The organism is Tardiphaga sp. vice154, from assembly GCF_007018645.1.
Classification (GTDB): Bacteria; Pseudomonadota; Alphaproteobacteria; order Rhizobiales; family Xanthobacteraceae; genus Tardiphaga.
On sequence record NZ_CP041399.1, the window covers coordinates 328,634 to 347,268 of the forward strand.

An 18,635-nucleotide genomic window follows, 5' to 3' on the forward strand; every position below is an offset into this window, starting at 1 on the left:
TTCGGAGAGATATCCGCGTTGCAGCGATGACGGATAAAGACCCGATCGACGCGATATCCGCAAGCGTCCCTTTCCTTAATCAATACTTATAGATTCTTAGGTTTGAGTCTAAGTAGCAGTGGATTAGGCCCACGCAACGCTGTCCCGTTTTATCCCGGGCTTATGCACATCGCGGCGCGATTTTCGCGTCTCTCTCTTGATTATCGCAGCCTCAATCGCCGCAGCCGATTCGGTCGCCTTGCGGACGGTTTAGCGAGCGACAAATCCCCATAACCCCATTATCATCCCGGCAACCGCCGAAACGTTTCCCCTTCATGAGGCCTGTGCAGAAAAAACCGAGTTATCCCGGAGCCGCTCTGGCCGGTCCGGGAAACCCGGCATTCATCCACAGCGATCCACAGGACATACATGGCCATGGTGCCCACCACCGGCAGCTATTTTCATTTGCATCTGGTTTCCGATTCGACCGGCGAGACGCTGATCACCGTGGCGCGCGCGGTCGCCGCCCAATATGCCAACGTCACCGCCGTCGAGCATGTCTATCCGCTTGTCCGAAGCCAGAAGCAGCTCGACCGCGTACTTACCGAGATCGAGGAAGCGCCGGGCATCGTGCTGTTTACCCTGTTGGAGAAAGATCTGGTCGGGCGGTTAGAGGCCAAGTGCCAGGAGATCAATTCGCCGAGCCTGTCGATCATCGGCCCGGTAATGCAATTGTTCCAGGCCTATCTCGGCGCGTCCACCACCGGCCGCGTCGGCGCGCAGCACACGCTGAACGCGGAATATTTCAAGCGCATCGATGCGCTGAACTATTCGATGATGCATGATGACGGCCAGCACGTCGACGGTCTCGAGGATGCCGACGTGGTGCTGGTCGGCGTGTCACGCACGTCGAAGACGCCGACCTCGATCTATCTCGCCAATCGCGGCGTACGTACCGCCAACGTGCCGCTGGTGCCGGGCATTCCGATTCCGCCGCAGCTCGAAAAACTGGTCAAGCCGCTGGTCGTTTCACTACACGCGACACCGGAGCGGCTGATCCAGATCCGTCAGAATCGGCTGCTCAGCCTGGGGGCGGATACCGGCAATGAGGACTATATCGATCGGCAGTCGGTCACCGAGGAAGTCACCTATGCGCGAAAACTCAGCGCCAAATATGGTTGGGCGTTGCTCGAAGTGACGCGCCGCTCGATCGAGGAAACCGCGGCGGCGATCATGAAATTGCTCGCCGACCGTCAGCGCCAGAGGCTTGCCGAATGACCATCTGGCGCGGTCAACAGCCGCTGATCCTGGCGTCGCAAAGCGCGGCGCGCAAAACCCTGCTGTACAATGCCGGGATTTCGTTCGAGGCGCTGCCGGCGGATATCGACGAGCGCGAGATCCAGAAAGCATCTGGCCTGACTTCGCCCGGCGAGGTCGCGTCCTTGCTGGCCGAACGCAAGGCCGCCTTCGTCTCGCTGCGCCACCCCGGCCGCTACGTGATCGGCGCCGACCAGACGCTCGCGCGGGGGTCCCACTTGTTCAGCAAGCCCGCCGGTCGCATCGAGGCGGCGCAGCAATTGCGTGCGCTGGCTGGCCAGACCCATGAGCTGCATTCGGCGATCGCCGTGGTTTGCGACGGCGCCACGCTGTTCAGCGATGTCTCGGTCGCGCACATGACGATGCGCGCGCTGAACGATTCCGCGATCGAGACCTATCTCGATGCGGCGGGTGACGTCGTGACGTCAAGCGTCGGTGCCTACCAGCTCGAAGGGCTCGGCGTGCATCTGTTCGAATTGATCGAAGGCGATCATTTCACCATTCTCGGCCTGCCGCTGCTGCCGCTGCTGAAATTTCTGCGCAGCGACGACATGATCGCGATCTGAGGCATCGGAGTTTCAATGCGTGTCCTGGGACTGACCGGCTCGATCGGCATGGGCAAATCGACCACCGCCAAACTGTTCGCGGAAGCCGGCGTTCCGGTCTATGACGCCGACGCTACCGTGCATCACGTCTATGAGGGCGAGGCCGCGCCGCTGATCGAGGCGGCGTTTCCCGGCACCACGGCCGACGGCAAGGTCGATCGCGCGAAACTCTCCGAGCAGGTGGTCGGCAACGACGCCGCGATGAAAAGGCTCGAGCAGATCGTGCATCCGCTATTGTCGGCCTATCACCGGAAATTCCTCGACGATGCCGAGCGCTCCGGCGCCGCGGTCGCGGTGGTCGATGTGCCGCTGCTGTTCGAGACGGGCGGCGACCAGCGCGTCGATGCCGTCGTCGTCGTCACCACCGATGCCGAACAACAGCGTCAGCGTATTCTGGCGCGCGGCACCATGACGCCGGAAAAGCTCGACGCCATTCTGGCGCGGCAGTTGCCCGACGCCGAAAAACGCAAGCGGGCGGATTTCGTGGTGGATACATCGCACGGACTGGAGCCCGTGCGGATCAGCATCCGTGAAATTCTCAGCCAGGCTGTTAGGATGCCGCGACGGCGCCCCTGATGGCAGCCGTGATTCGTTGGACTGGCTGAACATGCGCGAAATCGTTCTCGATACCGAAACCACCGGCCTCGATCCCTTGCGCGGCGATCGGCTGGTCGAGATAGGCTGCGTCGAGATCCTCAACCGGATGCCGACCGGGCAGACCTATCACTGCCACATCAATCCGCAGCGCGACATGCCGCTGGAAGCCTTCAACGTGCATGGCCTGTCGGCGGAGTTCCTGTCGACCAAGCCGCTGTTCCACGAGGTGGTCGACGACTTTCTGGAATTCATCGGGGATGCCCCGCTGGTGATCCACAACGCCTCGTTCGACATCGGTTTCATCAATGCCGAGCTCGACCGTATCAAGCGGCCGCCGATCCCGCGCGAGCGGCTGGTCGATACGTTGATGCTGGCGCGCCGGAAACATCCCGGCGTGTCGAACCGGCTCGACGATCTCTGCTCGCGCTACGCGATCGACAATTCACGCCGCACCAAGCACGGCGCGCTGCTCGATTCGGAATTGCTGGCGGAGGTCTATATCGACCTGATCGGCGCCCGGCAGTCGCAACTGATCCTGGCGGATGACGTTCCTGCGCAGCAGACCGGCGGCATCAACGACGCTCCGCGCCGCCAGCGCCCGACGCCGCTATTGCCGCGCGTGACGGAAACCGACCGTGCCGATCACCGCGCGTTCATCGCGACGCTCGGCGAGAAGCCGATATGGAGTGAGTTTTTGGCCTAGGCTGTCATTCCGGGGCGCGAGAGCGAAGCTCGAGCGAACCTCAGCCACTCCAATTGGAGTGGCGGGGAATCCCGAGATGGGACGATGAACATGCCGAGGTTCCGGGTTCGCGCTCGGCTGACGCCGTTCGCGCCCCGGAACGACAGTGTAAAGTTAGTTCGCCGGGCCGGCCTCGGCCTGTGCCTGGCGCTCCATGTTCGACCGGTACAGGCCGACGAAATCCACGGGGTCCAGCATCAAGGGCGGGAAGCCGCCGTCGCGGACCGAGGTCGCGATGATCTCGCGGGCGAACGGGAACAACAGCCGCGGGCATTCGATCATGATCAGCGGGTGCAGGTTTTCCGGCGGCACGTTGACGATCCGGAACACGCCGGCATAGGCCAGCTCGAACGAGAACATCACCGAGCCGGCACTGTCGGCCTTGCCCTCGACCGACAGCACCACTTCATACTCGGTCTCGGAGATGTTGTTGGCGGCGACGTTGATCTGGATGTTGATGTTGGGCTGCTTGTCCTGCGGCGCCAGCGAGGCCGGCGCGTTCGGGTTCTCGAACGACAGGTCCTTGGTGTACTGCGCCAGCACGTTGAGCTGGGGAGCCTGGGCTGCCTCGGGAGGGGTGCCATTGCCGTTGGTCATCGAAAATCTCCTGAAGCGCTGTCGGGCGAGGTGGGTTCCGGCCGGGCAATGCCTTCCGAACGGTAAATGCCCTGTCGGGCGGAGTGGCTATCATAGGCCTGCGGTACTCGACAAGGACGACCGGCAGCCCTGGCGGCCACATCCGCAAAAAGCCATTCGCAATCGCCTGCAAACGCGTTAAACCGGTGACACGCCGTTTCGGGCGGGCGGGCGCTGAAAAACGGCCGCTTTGCCGCAGGGTGGAGCCGGAACGCGCCATTGGCTGGGCATGGTTTCGTGCCTAGATGAAGCAGGCCCTCTTCGGGAACTGTCGCCGTTTTGGACGTTCCCTCACGACCGCCCGCGGGCGGGACATTCCGCCGGCTCAATGCCGGCGCCGATCAGAAAGCGATGCGACGTGGATATTTATACCATCATCTTCCTGGCGCTGGCGGTCTTCATTTTCATCCGCCTGCGCAATGTGCTCGGTCAACGCACCGGCGAGGAACGGCCGCCCTTCGAGCGCGTGGCACGCGATGCCGCCGGCGCCGACAACAATGTCGTGCCGATGCCGGGCAGCGTCATCGACCACGGCGCCCCGGCGCCGACAGCCGACGTGTCGCCCGCCGAACGCTGGAAGGGCGTGGCCGAACCCGGCACTCCGCTGGCGATGGGCTTCGATGCCATCGTCGCCCAGGACCCCTCCTTCGACCCCCGCCATTTCATCACCGGCGCCAAGGGCGCCTATGAGATGATCGTGCTGGCTTTCGCCAATGGCGACCGCCGTTCGCTCAAGGACCTCGTTTCGCCGGAAGTGTTCGAGAGCTTCGACGGCGTGATCAAGGATCGCGAGACCAACGAGTGGAAGACCGAGACCCGCTTCGTCGCGATCGACAAGGCCGAATTGGCCGCCGCCGAGGTCCGCGACCGCTCGGCGCTGATCACGGCGCGCTTCGTCTCCCAGATGATCACGGTGACCCGCGACAAGACCGGCGCCATCGTCGATGGCAACGCTGAGAAGGTTACGGATGTCACCGATGTCTGGACATTCGCCCGCGACATCACCTCGCGCGATCCGAACTGGAAGCTTGTTGGCACCGACGCCGGCCAGTAACGCCACCCGATGGGCGGCGCTCTGCGTGTTCGGCGCAGCTGCGGCGTGGCCCGCGTCCGCCGCTGCGCGGACGGACCATTCCGGCCGTAACTGGCCGTTCGAACTCGCCGGCGCGCAATATGCGCCGGTCGATTTTGCGGAAATCGCCGGCTGGCACGACGACGATCACCTCCAGGCGCTGAAGACGTTTCGGGTGAGCTGCGGTCCTATCGCCGGCCCGCGCAACCCGCCGCCCGATTCCAAAGCGCTCGGCGGCTCGCTGCGCGAGCCCTGCCTGGCGGCCCGGGATGCGGCGATTTCCGATCCGGCGAAAGCACGCCATTTTTTCGAAAAGCATTTCCTGCCGCTGCGGGTCTCGAAGCTCGGCGACGAGCAGGGTTTTGTGACCGGCTATTTCGAACCGGTGCTCGAGGGCTCGCGGACCCGATCCGACGCCTACCCCGTGCCGGTGTATCGCCGGCCGTCGAACCTGTTCGTGCGCGGCAGATCGCAGGCGAGCCTGGGCATGCCCAATGGCGGCGAGGTGTTTCGCAAGATCGGCCGCCGCAAGCTGGTGCCCTATTACGACCGCGGCCAGATCGAGGACGGCGCCATCGCCGGCCGCGGGCTGGAGATCGCCTGGCTGAAGAACCAGACTGATCTGCTGTTCACCCAGATTCAGGGCTCGGCGCGAATTCATTTCGAGGACGGCGGCTCGGTGCGGATCAACTATGATTCGCATAATGGCTTCGGCTACACGCCGGTCGGCCGCGCACTGATCGACCGCGGCATCATCCCGCGCGAGCAGATGTCGATGCAGCGCATCCGGCAGTGGATGGAAGAGAACCCGGACGGCGCCAACGAGCTGCGCCGCACCAACCGTTCCTATGTGTTCTTCCGAGAAGTGCAGTTGCCGCCGGAGGCCGAAGCGGTCGGCGCGCAGGGCGTCTCCTTGACGGCCGGCCGCTCGATCGCCGTCGACAAGGCGCTGCATGTCTATGGCACGCCGTTCTTCATCGAGGGCGAATTGCCGATCGAGACCGAAATCTCGAAGACGCCGTTCCGCCGGCTGATGGTGGCGCAGGATACCGGATCCGCGATCGTCGGCCCGGCCCGCGCCGACATCTATTTCGGCGCCGGCGCCTGGGCGGGGCAAGTCTCCGGGCGGATCAAGCAGGCCGCGCGCTTCGTAATGCTGGTGCCGAAGGCGCTCGATCCGGTGGAGGCCGGCCGCAGCCTGCCGTTGCCGATGGCGCGGCCGTCGGAGCTGATCGCCAAATTGTATCCGCAAGGCGAGCCGGCGCCGGACACCGCAAAGCTGGCCGGTCCTGCCGTGGCCACGACGACCCCGGCGCCTGCCGTTGCGCCTGCCCCTGCCCCGTCTGCCGCCGCCACGCCGCCGACCGGCAAAGAAACGACGCCTGCCAAAGAGCCGGACAAGGCTGCAACTTTCATCGGGCCGCCCGCCCCTGCTGCCATCGTGGCGCCCGCCACCGTTGCGGCCCTCGTTGCCACCAAGGCCGTGCCGCTGCCGGAGCCGCGTCCCGAGATCAAGGCCGAGCTCAAGACCGAGGCCAAGCCGCCGCGCCGCGAACGCCGTCGCGCGCGTCCGCATCGCCATCGTTTCTTCTGGCAATGAAAGGCGCGCGCCGTCCACCGCAATTGCCGGGTCCCGTCGTGTCGCGCCGCAAGCGCGCGCTGAGCGAGGAAGAGCGCGAGCTATGGAACAGAGTAGCGAAACAGACCAGACCGCTGCGCAGGAAGCGCGTCGTGAAGGCTGCGCTGCCGGTCGTCGAAGCGCCGGCCATGGTGGAAAAGCCGGTGACCGCAAAGCCGCGCCGGCTTTCCACCATGGCGGCGCCGATCAAGTCCGCGCTGCCCGCGCCTGCCCCGCTGGCCTCGCTCGGTCGCCGCGAGCGTTCGCAACTGTCGCGCGGCAAGAAGGAGATCGACGCCCGGCTCGATCTGCACGGCATGACGCAGACCCGCGCGCATTCTGCGCTGCAGGCCTTCCTGCACCGCTGCCATCATGACGGCTGCACCTTTGTGCTGGTGATCACCGGCAAGGGCCGCACCGTCGGCCCGGAATCCGAACGCGGCATCCTGCGTCGCCAGGTGCCGTTGTGGCTAAGCCTGCCGGAGTTTCGCGGCTTCGTGGTCGGCTACGAGCAGGCCAGCATCGGACACGGCGGCGAAGGCGCGATCTATGTGCGGATCAGGCGGGCGAGGTAATGCAAGGCCGCCCCACACTGTCGTTCCGGGATGCAGCAGACGGCGGAGCCGGCTGATGGAGACCCGGAACCTCAGCATGTTTTGCGCGCTAAACATATCGGGATTCCGGGTTCGCTCGCGCTGATGCGCTCGCGCCCCGGAATGACAACTTGGTTGCTATAAAATAAACCGGCTGAGATCCGTGTTTTTCGCGAGATCGCCGACGTGCTTCTGCACATACGCCGCGTCAACGCGGATCGTCTCGCCATGCCGGTCGGGTGCTACGAACGAGATCTCGTCGAGCACGCGCTCCATCACCGTCTGCAATCGCCGTGCGCCGATGTTCTCGACACTGGAGTTCACCGCCACCGCGACGTCGGCCAGCGCGTCGATCGCATCATCGCCGAATTCCAGCGTCACGCCTTCGGTCGCCAGCAGCGCGACATATTGCTTGATCAGCGAGGCTTCCGGCTCGGTCAGAATACGCCGCATGTCGTCGCGCGACAGCGCATTCAGCTCGACGCGGATCGGCAGGCGGCCCTGCAATTCGGGCAGCAGGTCGGAGGGTTTGGCGATGTGAAACGCGCCCGACGCGATGAACAGAATGTGGTCGGTCTTCACCGCGCCGTGCTTGGTGGAGACGGTGGTGCCCTCGATCAGCGGCAGCAGGTCGCGCTGCACGCCCTCGCGCGAGACGTCGCCGCCGCTGCGGCCATCGCGTACGCAAATCTTGTCGATCTCGTCGAGAAACACGATGCCCGAATTCTCCACGACGCTGATCGCTTCCTGCGTCAGCTGATCGCTGTCGAGCAGCTTGTCGGATTCCTCATTGACCAGCAGCTCGTGGGACGCTTCCACCGTCAGGCGTCGCGTCTTGGTGCGATTGCCCATCTTGCCGAAGATGTCGCCGATATTGATTGCGCCCATCTGCGCGCCGGGCATGCCGGGAATCTCGAACATCGACGGGCCGCCGCCGGAGGCGGTGGTCTCGATCTCGATTTCCTTGTCGTTCATCTCGCCGGCCCGCAATTTCTTGCGAAACGATTCACGGGTCGAGGGGCCCGAGCCCGGCCCGACCAGCGCATCGAGCACGCGCTCCTCGGCGGCCTGCTGCGCGCGGGCCTGCACGTCCTTGCGCTTGCGCTCGCGGGTTTGCGCGATGCCGACCTCGACGAGGTCGCGGATGATCTGCTCGACATCGCGGCCGACATAGCCGACCTCGGTAAATTTGGTGGCCTCGACCTTGATGAACGGCGCGCCGGCGAGCTTGGCCAGACGCCTGGCGATCTCGGTCTTGCCGACGCCGGTCGGGCCGATCATCAGGATGTTCTTCGGCAGCACTTCCTCGCGCAACTGGCCTGTGAGCTGCAGCCGCCGCCAGCGGTTGCGTAACGCGATCGAGACGGCGCGCTTGGCGTCGTGCTGGCCGACGATATAGCGGTCGAGTTCGCTGACGATTTCACGGGGAGAAAAGTCGGTCATAGGGCTTCGCTTTTTCTTCCTTCTCCCCTTGTGGGAGAAGGTGGCACGGCCGAAGGCCGTGACGGATGAGGGGTCACTGGGCTCGGAGTTGGTGGCACCCCTCACCCGGCCGCGCTGTCGCGCGTCCACCCTCTCCCACCTAGCGAAGCTTCGCTTCGCGCGGGGGAGAGGGGAAGTAGAGTCTCAGCTTTCCAGCGCTTCGATCGTCACGTTTCTGTTCGTGTAGACGCAAATATCCGCAGCAATATCCAGCGACTTGCGCACGATCGCCTCGGCGTCCTTGTCGGTGTCGACCAGCGCGCGCGCCGCGGCCAGCGCATAATTGCCGCCGGAGCCGATCGCCATCACGCCGGCTTCCGGCTCCAGCACGTCGCCGGTGCCGGTCAGCACCAGGGAGACGTCCTTGTCGGCGACGATCATCATGGCTTCCAGCCGGCGCAAATAGCGGTCGGTGCGCCAGTCCTTGGCGAGCTCGACGGCGGCGCGGGTCAACTGGCCGGGATATTGCTCCAGCTTGGCCTCCAGCCGCTCGAACAGCGTGAAAGCGTCGGCGGTCGCGCCGGCGAAGCCGCCGATCACGTCGCCGCGGCCGAGCTTTCGCACCTTCCGGGCGTTGGACTTGATGACGGTCTGGCCGATCGAGACCTGGCCGTCGCCGCCGATCACGACGCGGCCGCCCTTGCGGACGGTCAGGATGGTGGTGCCGTGCCAGACCGGGGACGATCCGTCATGGGAAGCCGAATAGGATGCGTTCATGGGTACCTCGTGAGCGCCTGATCTAGGCACTGCCTGCCGGCGTTGCAAATGCGGCACTTTTTCCCTCTCCGGCTTGCGGTGGAGGAAGCGACGGCGTGCGGGGATGCTCTTTTCGCTCACCATAGGTTCCGAAACCGGCCGCCCGTGGTGGCGCCTCCGTCATCACCCTGTTAAAAGGGCGCGTTTTCACTGGGTGGAGAGGGCGTCATGCGTCAGGCGACGATCAAGCGCACGACCAAGGAGACCGCCATCGAGGTCTCCGTGAACCTCGACGGCACCGGCCTGTCCGATTCGCACACCGGAATCGGGTTCTTCGACCACATGCTCGACCTCCTCGCCCGGCATTCCCGCATCGACATCACCGTCAAGGCGGTCGGCGACCTGCACGTCGATTTCCACCACACCACCGAGGATGTCGGCATCGCGCTCGGCCAGGCGGTCAAGCAGGCGCTCGGCGACATGGCCGGCATCACCCGCTATGCCGGGGTTCACATGCCGATGGACGAGACCCTGACCCGGGTCGCGATCGACATCTCCGGCCGGCCGTTCCTGGTGTTCAAATCGGCGTTCCCGACCCAGAAGATCGGCGAATTCGACACCGAGCTGGTGCGCGAATGGTTCACCGCCTTTGCCGGCAATGCGGGCGTGACTTTGCACGTCGAGACCCTATATGGCGAGAACAGCCATCATATCGCCGAATCCTGCTTCAAGGGTCTGGCGCGGGCGCTGCGCACCGCGGTCGCGATCGATCCGCGCAATGCCGGCGAAGTGCCATCTACCAAGGGGCAGCTCGGCGGCTGATTGCAGCCATCGGCGGAGAGCCATCATGCCGGTCTATACGATCCACGCGCCCCGCGCCGCCGGCTCGGAGCCGCTCGTCGCGCCGGACCGGTTCCGGTTCGTGCGCGATGGCTTTCATTTTTGGGCGTTTGCGACCAGCCTCATCTGGCTGATCTGGCACCGGCTGTGGTGGGCAACACTCGGCTATATCGTGCTGTCGGTCGTGGGCGGCATCGCGCTGGCGATGCTCGGGGCCGGTTCCGGCACCCGGCTGGTGGTGATGTTCCTGTTCGCTTTGCTGATGGGCTTCGAGGCGTCCAGCATCCGGCGCTGGACGCTGTCGCGCGGCAAATGGCTCCAGCTCGATCTCGTCGTCGCCGAGGATGAGGAAACCGCCGAGCGCCGCTTCTTCGAGCGCTGGACCACACGCCGCGAGTTCATGGGTGACACGAACGGCGTCGAGCGTGGCGGGCCACCGCCGACGCGCAATATTCCCGGCCAGTCGTTTTCCCGTCCGCCCGCGCGCGAGGAAATCATCGGCCTGTTTCCGCAACCGGGAGCTTCACGTTGAGCGTTGCTATCATCGATTACGGCTCCGGCAATCTGCACTCGGCGGCGAAAGCCTTCGAGCGCGCCGCGCGCAGCATGGCTGCCCCCGAGAAGGTCATCGTCACCCGCGATCCCGAAGCGGTGTTCCGTGCCGACCGCATCGTGCTGCCGGGCGTTGGCGCCTTCGCCGATTGCCGCAAGGGCCTGGATGCGCTGGACGGCATGGTCGATGCGATGACCGAAGCCGTGCGCGACAAGGCCAGGCCGTTTTTCGGCATCTGCGTCGGCATGCAGTTGATGGCGACGCGCGGCAAGGAGCACGTCACCACCAACGGGCTGAACTGGATCGAAGGCGACGTCGAAAGAATCGCGCCGCGCGAAGAGAATTTCAAGATCCCGCATATGGGCTGGAATACGTTGGAGATGGTGCGCGAGCATCCGGTGCTGGAGCGCCTGCCGCTCGGCGAAAAAGGCCGGCACGCTTATTTCGTGCACTCCTATCAGCTCAACGCGGTCCACGAAGCCGACGTGCTGGCGCGTGCCGAATATGGTGGACCGGTGACGGCCATCGTCGGCCGCGACACCATGATCGGCACCCAGTTTCACCCCGAAAAGAGCCAGCGCTTCGGCCTGGCTTTGATCCAGAATTTTTTGAAGTGGAAGCCGTGAGCACTTCTGTCAAAGCGGTATGGCCGCAGTGCTCCCCTCCCCCTTGCGGGGAGGGGTCGGGGGTGGGGGTCCACCAGCGACGGCACCTGCGGCTACCCCCCTCCCCGACCCTCCCCCGCAAGGGGGGAGGGAGCGACAGCGCTCTTGGTTTATGGACTATTTCATCATGATCCTCTTTCCCGCCATCGATCTCAAAAACGGCCAGTGCGTTCGCCTCGAACAGGGCGACATGGCGCGCGCCACGGTTTTCAATCTCGATCCCGCCGCGCAGGCGCGTGACTTCGAGAGCCAGGGCTTCGAATATCTCCACGTCGTCGATCTCGACGGCGCCTTCGCCGGCAAGCCGGTCAATGCGCAGGCCGTGGAAGCGATGCTCGCCACCATCAAGATGCCGGTGCAGCTCGGCGGCGGCATCCGCGATCTTGCGACCATCGAGGCCTGGCTCAGCAAGGGCATTACCCGCGTCATCATCGGCACCGCCGCGGTGCGCAATCCCGCTTTGGTGAAGGAAGCCGCGAAGAAATTTCCCGGCCGTGTCGCCGTCGGCCTCGATGCTCGTGACGGTAACGTCGCCGTCGAAGGCTGGGCCGAGACCTCGACCGTCACCGCGCTGGAAATCGCGCAGCGCTTTGAAGATGCCGGCGTCGCCGCGATCATCTTCACCGACATCGCGCGCGATGGTCTGCTCAAGGGCCTCAACCTCGACGCCACCATCGAATTGGCCGAAGCGATTGCGATTCCCGTGATCGCCTCCGGCGGCTTCGCCTCGATCGAGGACGTGAAAGCCCTGCTCAAGCCGCGTGCCCAAAAGCTCGAAGGCGCGATCTCCGGCCGCGCTTTGTACGATGGCCGGCTCGACCCCGCGGCGGCGCTGGCGCTGATCGCCTCCGCCCGCGCGGCGGCATAGGAACGACCATGTTCAAGATGCGTGTCATCCCCTGCCTCGACGTCAAGGACGGCCGCGTCGTCAAGGGCATCAATTTCGTTGACCTGCGCGACGCCGGCGATCCGGTCGAGGCGGCGATCGCCTATGATGCCGCCGGCGCCGATGAATTATGCTTTCTCGATATCAACGCGACGCATGAAAATCGCGGCACCATGATGGATGTGGTGCGGCGCACGGCCGAGGCCTGCTTCATGCCGCTGACGGTCGGCGGCGGCGTGCGCACCATCGATGATATCAAGGCGCTGCTGCGCGCCGGCGCGGACAAGGTCTCGATCAATTCGGCAGCGGTCGCCAACCGCGAATTCGTCAAAGAGGCCGCGGAAAAATTCGGCGACCAGTGCATCGTGGTGGCGATCGACGCCAAGAAGGTCGCGCGCCCCGGCGGCAGCTCACGCTGGGAGATCTTCACCCATGGCGGCCGCAAGGCGACCGGCATCGAAGCCATCGAATTCGCCCAGGAAGTGGTGTCGCTCGGCGCCGGCGAGATCCTGCTGACCTCGATGGACCGCGACGGCACCCGCTCCGGCTTCGACATTCCGCTGACCCAGGCGGTGGCCGACAGCATCAACGTGCCGGTGATCGCCTCCGGCGGCGTCGGCAATCTCGACCACCTCGTCGATGGTATCAAGGACGGCCATGCCACCGCGGTGCTGGCGGCGTCGATCTTCCATTTCGGCGAATTCACCATCCGGCAGGCCAAGGACCACATGGTCCGCGCCGGTCTGCCGATGCGGCTCGACCCGTAACCGAAACTCCGGCACGACGTCGCAACAGTCCTGCGACGTCAACGGTTGATACAGAAAGCGCCAATGGCCCGCTTTACCATCCACGATCTCGCCGCCACCATCGACGCCCGCGCCGCATCGGCGAGCGAAGCGTCCTATACCAGCAAGCTGCTCGCCAAGGGCAGCGCGCATTGCGCCAAAAAGTTCGGCGAGGAAGCGGTCGAGACCGTCATCGCCGCGGTGGCGGAGGATCGCACGCATCTCGTCAATGAAAGCGCCGACGTATTGTTTCACCTGCTGGTGCTGCTGAAGTCGCGCGACATCCCCCTCGCGGAGGTCGAGGCGGCGCTCGGCGAGCGCACCAAGATGTCCGGCCTGCAAGAAAAAGCGTCGCGTCCAAGCGACTGATCCAAGAGATCACCACACGAGGAAACTGCTTCATGGATATGCGGGCAGAGCAGCAATACAATCCGTACCGGACCTTCTCGCGCGAGCAATGGGCAGCGTTGCGCGACGATACGCCGATGACGCTGGAAGCCGGCGAGATCGCCGCATTGCGCTCGATGTATGACCGGCTCGATCTGAAAGAGGTCGAGGAGATCTATCTGCCGCTGTCGCGGCTGTTGTCGATCTACGTCACCGCGACGCAACGGCTGTATTACGCGCAGCGCAGGTTTCTCGGCATCGAGGACCGCAAGATGCCCTATATCATCGGCGTCGCCGGCTCGGTCGCAGTCGGCAAGTCGACCACCGCGCGCGTGCTGCAGGCGCTCCTGGCGCGCTGGGGCGCCAAGCCGAAGGTCGACCTCGTCACCACCGACGGCTTCCTGTTTCCCAATGCGGTACTGGAGCGCCAGGGCCTGATGCAGAAGAAGGGCTTTCCGGAAAGCTACGACCTGCCGACGCTGCTGGCCTTCCTCAGCGACATCAAGGCCGGCCGCTCGCCGGTCCGCGCGCCGCTGTATTCGCATCTCACCTATGACGTGATTCCGAACAAGTGGCAGGAGGTCGATCAGCCCGACATCCTGATCGTCGAGGGCGTCAACGTGCTGCAGACCGGCCGCCTGCCACGCGACGGTCGCGCGGTGCCGGTGGTCTCGGACTTCTTCGATTTCTCGGTGTTCATCGACGCCGAGGAGCCGGTGCTGCGCGACTGGTATGTGCGGCGCTTCCTGGCGCTGCGCGATACCGCCTTCCACGACCCGCGCTCCTACTTTCACCGCTACGCGCCGCTGTCGGACGAGGAAGCCACGGCGACCGCGCTGGCGATCTGGGAACGCACCAATCTGGCCAATCTCGAAGACAACATCCTGCCGACACGGCCAAGGGCGACGCTGATCCTGACCAAGGGCGCGGACCATGTCGTGGAGAACGTGGCGCTGCGGCGACTCTGACTGTCATTCCGGGGCGTGTGCAGACGGCGAAGCCGGCTGAACACGAACCCGGAATCCCGGCATGTTCATCGTCCCACGAGGAGATTCCGGGTTCGCTCGCAGCTGACGCTGCTCTCGCCCCGGAATGACAGTTTTTAAGCCGCCCTCGCCTCGCCGCCAAAATGCTCGATATATTTCGCGCCGATCGCGGCCACCGGCATCACGATCAGCACGTCGGTGGTGCCGAACTGGTGATCTATCACCGCGCCGTCGCCGATATGGGCGCCGAGCCGCAGATAGCCCTTGATCAGCGGCGGCAGCATTCGCATCGCCGCCTTGGCGTCCACCGCCTCTTTCGGCATCCGGTTCATCTCGACGTAACGCTGCGGATGCGCCCGCGCGCGCCAGGCTTCCGGAGCGCGGGCGTGGTGATGCAGGAACGACAGCGGCAGCGCCAGGCGGTCCGGGTCGGTGCCCTCGAAGCTGGCGCAGCCGATCATGACGTCGAAGTGGTTCTGCTTCACATAACTCCAGATGCCCTGCCACAACAGCTCGACGGTGCGCTTGTTGCGGTAGCGCGGCAGCACGCAAGAGCGGCCGAGTTCGAGGAAGCGCAGGCCGGCGTGACGCTCGATCATGCCCGAGAGGTCGAACTCGTTGTCGGTGTAGAAGCCGCCATGTTTGATCGCGGTCTCGTGGCGCAGCAGGCGATAGGTGCCGACCACCGGCTGCCGGCCGGACAGAGTCGGCTTCGCCGCGTGATCGATCACCATCAGATGGTCGCAGATCTTGTCGAAGGCGTCCTTGTCACGCTGCGCCAGTATCGCGGCGGCGTCGGCGATCGCGCTGCCGTCCTTGTAGAACACCTTGTAGCGCAGCTTCTGGGCGCGTTTGACGTCGCGCTTGTCCTGCGCGAGGCGGACTTCCAGCGGTCCCATCCGGCCGAGCGACACCGGCGGGTGCGGAAAGCGGATCGGCGATGCAAAACCAAGCGGTGGCTTGAACCAGGTGATCGCGCTATGCGCGGCGGCGCCCATGGTGTGAGGCCGCAGCATCTGCATGAAGCCGGATTTCGCGGGCGTCGTCTGGTCGCCGTGCATGGCCATTCCTCGTGGCCGCGACTGCCGAATCACGTCGGCGCGGCCTTCAGGACAGCAACATCACGCCGGCTGAACAGCCGTATGACGGCAGCATCAACGGCATGTGACGGCGCGCGGTACTACGCCGCCACGGGCCGCGCTATCGCCAGTTCGGCCAGCGCGAGGGCGAGCTTGTCGCGGTCGAGCGGCTTGACCAGGAAGCCGTCCATGCCGGCCTCGAAACAGGCCGAGCGGTCCTCGGCCTGGGTGTTGGCGGTCAGCGCCAGGATTGGCGTCCGCCGGCCTTCGCCGGACTCGCAAGCGCGGATCCGTTTCGTCGCCTCGATGCCATCCAGCCGCGGCATCTGGATGTCCATCAGCACGAGGTCGTAGGGCGTGCCGTCGCTCTGCGCGGCGAGCCAGCCTTGCAGCGCGTCTTCGCCATTGCTGGTGATGAGGGCGCGGTGCCCGAGCCGCGTCAGCAGCGCGCGCATCAAGAGCGCGTTGATCTCATTGTCTTCGGCGACCAGGATCGACAGGCTCGGCGCCGTGGGCGTTGCGGTCGCCGTGACCGGGGCGGGATCGTCGATCAGGGAAGGCGGCGCGGGATCGGCCTGCAGCGTCAGCCGTGCCGCCAGCGAGGCGGCGCGCAGCGGCTTGACGAGGTAGCCGGTCAGCGCGGTGGCCTCGGCGGGCGGCAATTCGTGGCGCATCGCCGGGGTGAACATCACGATGCGCTGCGCCGCATGGACGGTAGCTGCGGCGGCGAGGCGCTCGACCTCGGCGGGGCCCAGCGCCCGGTCGATCAGCATCGCGTGCCACGGCCGCTCCGGCAGCAATGCCTGCGCCACCGCGAGATCCGACACCAGGCAGGTCTGGGCGCCCCAGCGCTGCAGCCGCCGCGCGGTCAGCGCGGCCTCGATACCTTGCGGCGCCACCAGCAGGACCGACTGGCCTGCAAGGTCCGGCGCGTCGAACGGGGCGGCGTCGCCCTCGGTGGCCGCCGCGAGCGGGATCGACGCTTCAAAGGTCGAACCGACGCCGGGCTCGCTTTGCAGCGTGATGCGGCCGCCCATTCGTTTGACGATACGCTCGCTGATATTGAGGCCGAGCCCGGTGCCGCCATAGTTTCGCGCGGTGGCTTCGGTGGCCTGCTCGAATTCGCGGAAGATGCGCTGCTGCGCCTCCGGCGCGATGCCGATGCCGGTATCGCGAACCAGGAAGCTGATTTCGCCGGGAAGCTCGCCTCGCTCGACGATCAGCGCGACGCCGCCCTCCGAGGTAAACTTGATGGCGTTGCCGGCGAGGTTGAGCAGCACCTGGCGCAGCCGCGCGGCGTCGCCCATCACCTGCAGCGGCAGCCGCTCGTCGACATAGGCCGCGATCTCCAGCGCGCGGGCCTGGGCGCGTGGCGCCAGGAGTTCGGTGATGTCCTCGATCAGCGCGGCGAGCTGGAACGGGCGATGTTCGAGGTCGATTTTGCCGGCCTCGATCTTGGAATAGTCCAGCAGCTCCTCGATCAGTGCCAGCAGCGCATCACCCGAGGTCTTTACCGCGCGGGCGTAGGTCGCCTGCTCCGGCGTGAGCGAGGTGTCGAGCAGCAGTCCGCTCATGCCGATGATGCCGTTCAGCGGTGTACGGATTTCGTGGCTGGCCATCGCCAGGAAACGCGATTTGGCATGGTTGGCGGCGGTGGCGAGATCGCGGGCCTCGGCGATCTCGCGTTTGCGTTCGGTGCGATCGGTGACGTCGCGGCCGACGCATTGCAGCTCGGCGGGTTGACCGGCATCGGCGCGCACCAGGCCTTCGCGCCAGGCGATCCAGCGCGACCCCTGCGCAGTCGCGATCTTCTGGTCGTGGATGCGGGTGCCGTTCGGCTCGGTGGCAAGCTCGCCCTGCTCTTGCACATCCATGGTGAAGGCGCTGCCGAGCAGTTCGTCGCGCGACCGCGCCGCCAGCTTGCAATAGGCGTCGTTGGCAAAGCTGATGCGGTCGTTGGAGTCGCGGATTACGATCAGGTCGCCTTGCGCCTCGAACAGATAGCGCGCGTGCTGTTCGGCTTCCTGCAGTTCCCAATTGCGATCGACCAGCGATTCATTATGTGCCGCGAGCAGGCGCAGCCGCCTCGCCATGAAGCGCAGCTTCATGCTCAAGGTCGCCAGCGCCACGCAGGCGACCGCGAACAGGAAGCTCGCGCCGATCGCGAAAGCGTGCGGATCGTAGCCGGAATTCTCCGCCGTGCTGCCGGCAATGAAACCATAAGCGCCACCGAACGCGGCCGAGAACATCAGGAAGCTGCGGACCGCGGCCACCAGCCGGGGATGGCGTCGCGCAAAGCGGCGCCACCGAGCCTTGATCCGAAAAACCCGTCCTGTCACCGATCCACCCCACCTGCCGGCATCGATGGGCCGGCCTCCGCGCGCACGCGGGACACGGCGCACGGACTTGGGGACAATGGGCGGATGACCTTGCCAAGTGCTTGCGGAGCGCAGCCGCCGCTACCAACCGATGACAGGGTGGTTAGCGATTGGCTAACGGGCTACAGCGCGGCCTGCGCCATCCGGCCGTGGCCGGCACGGGCGGCGACGATCAGGGCCGCGGCATCGCGCGGCGTGAAGCTGCGGGACTGCACGAAGATCCGGTAGTCGGCGTCGCCGTCGCCGGACAGATAGATCACCGGCGCGGTCGCGGTTGCGGCGATGGCCGGGGAAATCGCGATGAAGCGCGTCGCGGCGGTGACGGCGCAGGCGCCCGCATCCGCGCTGTCGATATCATCGACCATGGCAAAGTCTGCGGCGTCGGCGCTGTCGACGATCTGCACCCGCACGGTCGCCTGGCCGGGATCGTCGGTGAAGGCGACGTAGCTTGCCGCCTGCCACGGCACGGTCGCCAGCTGCACCGAGCCTTCGGCGGTGGCGATACAGGGATGCGAGGCCGCGAAATCGCTGCGCGCAAAAACCGCGGCCAGCAGCAGCGGAAGGGTGGAAGCCAGAATCTTCAAACGCAACATGACGCGGCACTCGCCCTTGGCCCCGGAAATGCGGGCTATGGTGAGCGAAGCGTAAAGGAAACTCGTTACCATCGAGTTGACGGTAACTCCGCCTCAACCTCGATCGGGTTGCCCTCGCAAGCGGTGGTGCATTCCACAGGTCGCGT

The 18,635-nt window shown here is 65.4% G+C and carries 20 protein-coding genes; 14 read left to right on the forward strand and 6 right to left on the reverse strand.

Annotated elements, in window-relative coordinates; genetic code table 11:
* The first annotated feature begins 417 nt into the window (after positions 1-417).
* The 4 genes from FIU28_RS01450 to dnaQ are packed head-to-tail and all read left to right on the forward strand — an operon-like array spanning position 418 to position 3,201.
* Positions 418-1,257 (forward strand): pyruvate, water dikinase regulatory protein, encoded by an 840-nt coding sequence (locus tag FIU28_RS01450; protein ID WP_143575980.1) that lies wholly within the window; start codon positions 418-420, stop codon positions 1,255-1,257.
* Positions 1,254-1,862, forward strand: a complete 609-nt coding sequence (locus FIU28_RS01455; protein ID WP_143571331.1) for a Maf family protein — start codon at positions 1,254-1,256, stop codon at positions 1,860-1,862. Before FIU28_RS01450 ends, FIU28_RS01455 begins: the two co-directional genes overlap by 4 nt.
* A gap of 15 nt (positions 1,863-1,877) precedes the next feature.
* On the forward strand, positions 1,878-2,477 hold the full coding sequence (gene coaE, locus FIU28_RS01460; protein WP_143571332.1) for a dephospho-CoA kinase: 600 nt from the start codon (positions 1,878-1,880) through the stop codon (positions 2,475-2,477).
* Positions 2,478-2,508: 31 nt separating this feature from the next.
* Positions 2,509-3,201, forward strand: coding sequence for a DNA polymerase III subunit epsilon (dnaQ, locus tag FIU28_RS01465; RefSeq protein ID WP_143571333.1), 693 nt, complete (start codon positions 2,509-2,511; stop codon positions 3,199-3,201).
* Positions 3,202-3,354: 153 nt separating this feature from the next.
* Here dnaQ and secB read toward each other — a convergent pair whose 3' ends face one another.
* Entirely contained in the window at positions 3,355-3,837 is a 483-nt protein-coding gene (gene secB / locus FIU28_RS01470) for a protein-export chaperone SecB (RefSeq protein WP_143571334.1), read from the reverse strand.
* A gap of 397 nt (positions 3,838-4,234) precedes the next feature.
* Between secB and FIU28_RS01475 the strand changes: the two genes are divergently transcribed.
* From FIU28_RS01475 to FIU28_RS01485, 3 genes are read left to right on the forward strand one after another with little or no spacing between them, the layout of a single operon-like run.
* Positions 4,235-4,930: a Tim44/TimA family putative adaptor protein gene (locus tag FIU28_RS01475; RefSeq protein ID WP_143571335.1), complete on the forward strand. Its 696-nt coding sequence runs from the start codon at positions 4,235-4,237 to the stop codon at positions 4,928-4,930.
* Complete coding sequence (gene mltA, locus FIU28_RS01480) at positions 4,854-6,548, forward strand: murein transglycosylase A (protein ID WP_143571336.1); 1,695 nt, start codon at positions 4,854-4,856, stop codon at positions 6,546-6,548. Before FIU28_RS01475 ends, mltA begins: the two co-directional genes overlap by 77 nt.
* A complete protein-coding gene (locus FIU28_RS01485; protein ID WP_143571337.1) occupies positions 6,545-7,141 on the forward strand; it encodes a Smr/MutS family protein in 597 nt (198 codons plus the stop codon). The genes mltA and FIU28_RS01485 overlap by 4 nt, the downstream gene beginning before the upstream one ends.
* Before the next feature lie 156 nt (positions 7,142-7,297).
* Here the strand turns inward: FIU28_RS01485 and hslU are convergent, their stop codons facing one another.
* Together hslU and hslV are read right to left on the reverse strand one after the other, a co-directional pair.
* A complete protein-coding gene (gene hslU / locus FIU28_RS01490) occupies positions 7,298-8,602 on the reverse strand; it encodes an ATP-dependent protease ATPase subunit HslU (protein WP_143571338.1) in 1,305 nt (434 codons plus the stop codon).
* Positions 8,603-8,785: 183 nt separating this feature from the next.
* Complete coding sequence (gene hslV, locus FIU28_RS01495; RefSeq protein ID WP_143571339.1) at positions 8,786-9,358, reverse strand: ATP-dependent protease subunit HslV; 573 nt, start codon at positions 9,356-9,358, stop codon at positions 8,786-8,788.
* A 207-nt stretch (positions 9,359-9,565) separates the two neighbouring features.
* Here hslV and hisB point away from each other — a divergent pair, with 207 nt between their 5' ends.
* The 7 genes from hisB to coaA all read left to right on the forward strand — a co-directional run bounded on the left by hisB (position 9,566) and on the right by coaA (position 14,421).
* Complete coding sequence (gene hisB / locus FIU28_RS01500) at positions 9,566-10,159, forward strand: imidazoleglycerol-phosphate dehydratase HisB (RefSeq protein ID WP_143571340.1); 594 nt, start codon at positions 9,566-9,568, stop codon at positions 10,157-10,159.
* A gap of 25 nt (positions 10,160-10,184) precedes the next feature.
* Positions 10,185-10,709, forward strand: coding sequence for a DUF2628 domain-containing protein (locus FIU28_RS01505; protein ID WP_143571341.1), 525 nt, complete (start codon positions 10,185-10,187; stop codon positions 10,707-10,709).
* Positions 10,706-11,356, forward strand: coding sequence for an imidazole glycerol phosphate synthase subunit HisH (gene hisH, locus FIU28_RS01510; protein ID WP_143571342.1), 651 nt, complete (start codon positions 10,706-10,708; stop codon positions 11,354-11,356). Before FIU28_RS01505 ends, hisH begins: the two co-directional genes overlap by 4 nt.
* Before the next feature lie 166 nt (positions 11,357-11,522).
* Positions 11,523-12,263, forward strand: coding sequence for a 1-(5-phosphoribosyl)-5-[(5-phosphoribosylamino)methylideneamino]imidazole-4-carboxamide isomerase (hisA, locus tag FIU28_RS01515; protein WP_143571343.1), 741 nt, complete (start codon positions 11,523-11,525; stop codon positions 12,261-12,263).
* Between the two features lie 8 nt (positions 12,264-12,271).
* Positions 12,272-13,048, forward strand: a complete 777-nt coding sequence (gene hisF, locus FIU28_RS01520; RefSeq protein ID WP_143571344.1) for an imidazole glycerol phosphate synthase subunit HisF — start codon at positions 12,272-12,274, stop codon at positions 13,046-13,048.
* A 63-nt stretch (positions 13,049-13,111) separates the two neighbouring features.
* Complete coding sequence (locus tag FIU28_RS01525) at positions 13,112-13,435, forward strand: phosphoribosyl-ATP diphosphatase (RefSeq protein WP_143571345.1); 324 nt, start codon at positions 13,112-13,114, stop codon at positions 13,433-13,435.
* A 32-nt stretch (positions 13,436-13,467) separates the two neighbouring features.
* Complete coding sequence (coaA, locus tag FIU28_RS01530; protein ID WP_143571346.1) at positions 13,468-14,421, forward strand: type I pantothenate kinase; 954 nt, start codon at positions 13,468-13,470, stop codon at positions 14,419-14,421.
* 134 nt (positions 14,422-14,555) lie between these two features.
* Here the strand turns inward: coaA and FIU28_RS01535 are convergent, their stop codons facing one another.
* From FIU28_RS01535 to FIU28_RS01545, 3 genes are all read right to left on the reverse strand, one after another.
* A complete protein-coding gene (locus FIU28_RS01535; protein ID WP_143571347.1) occupies positions 14,556-15,500 on the reverse strand; it encodes a GNAT family N-acetyltransferase in 945 nt (314 codons plus the stop codon).
* A gap of 119 nt (positions 15,501-15,619) precedes the next feature.
* On the reverse strand, positions 15,620-17,857 hold the full coding sequence (locus FIU28_RS01540) for an ATP-binding protein (RefSeq protein ID WP_246660831.1): 2,238 nt from the start codon (positions 17,855-17,857) through the stop codon (positions 15,620-15,622).
* Positions 17,858-18,018: 161 nt separating this feature from the next.
* Positions 18,019-18,489, reverse strand: a complete 471-nt coding sequence (locus FIU28_RS01545; protein WP_168202835.1) for a hypothetical protein — start codon at positions 18,487-18,489, stop codon at positions 18,019-18,021.
* Positions 18,490-18,635: the final 146 nt, after the last annotated feature.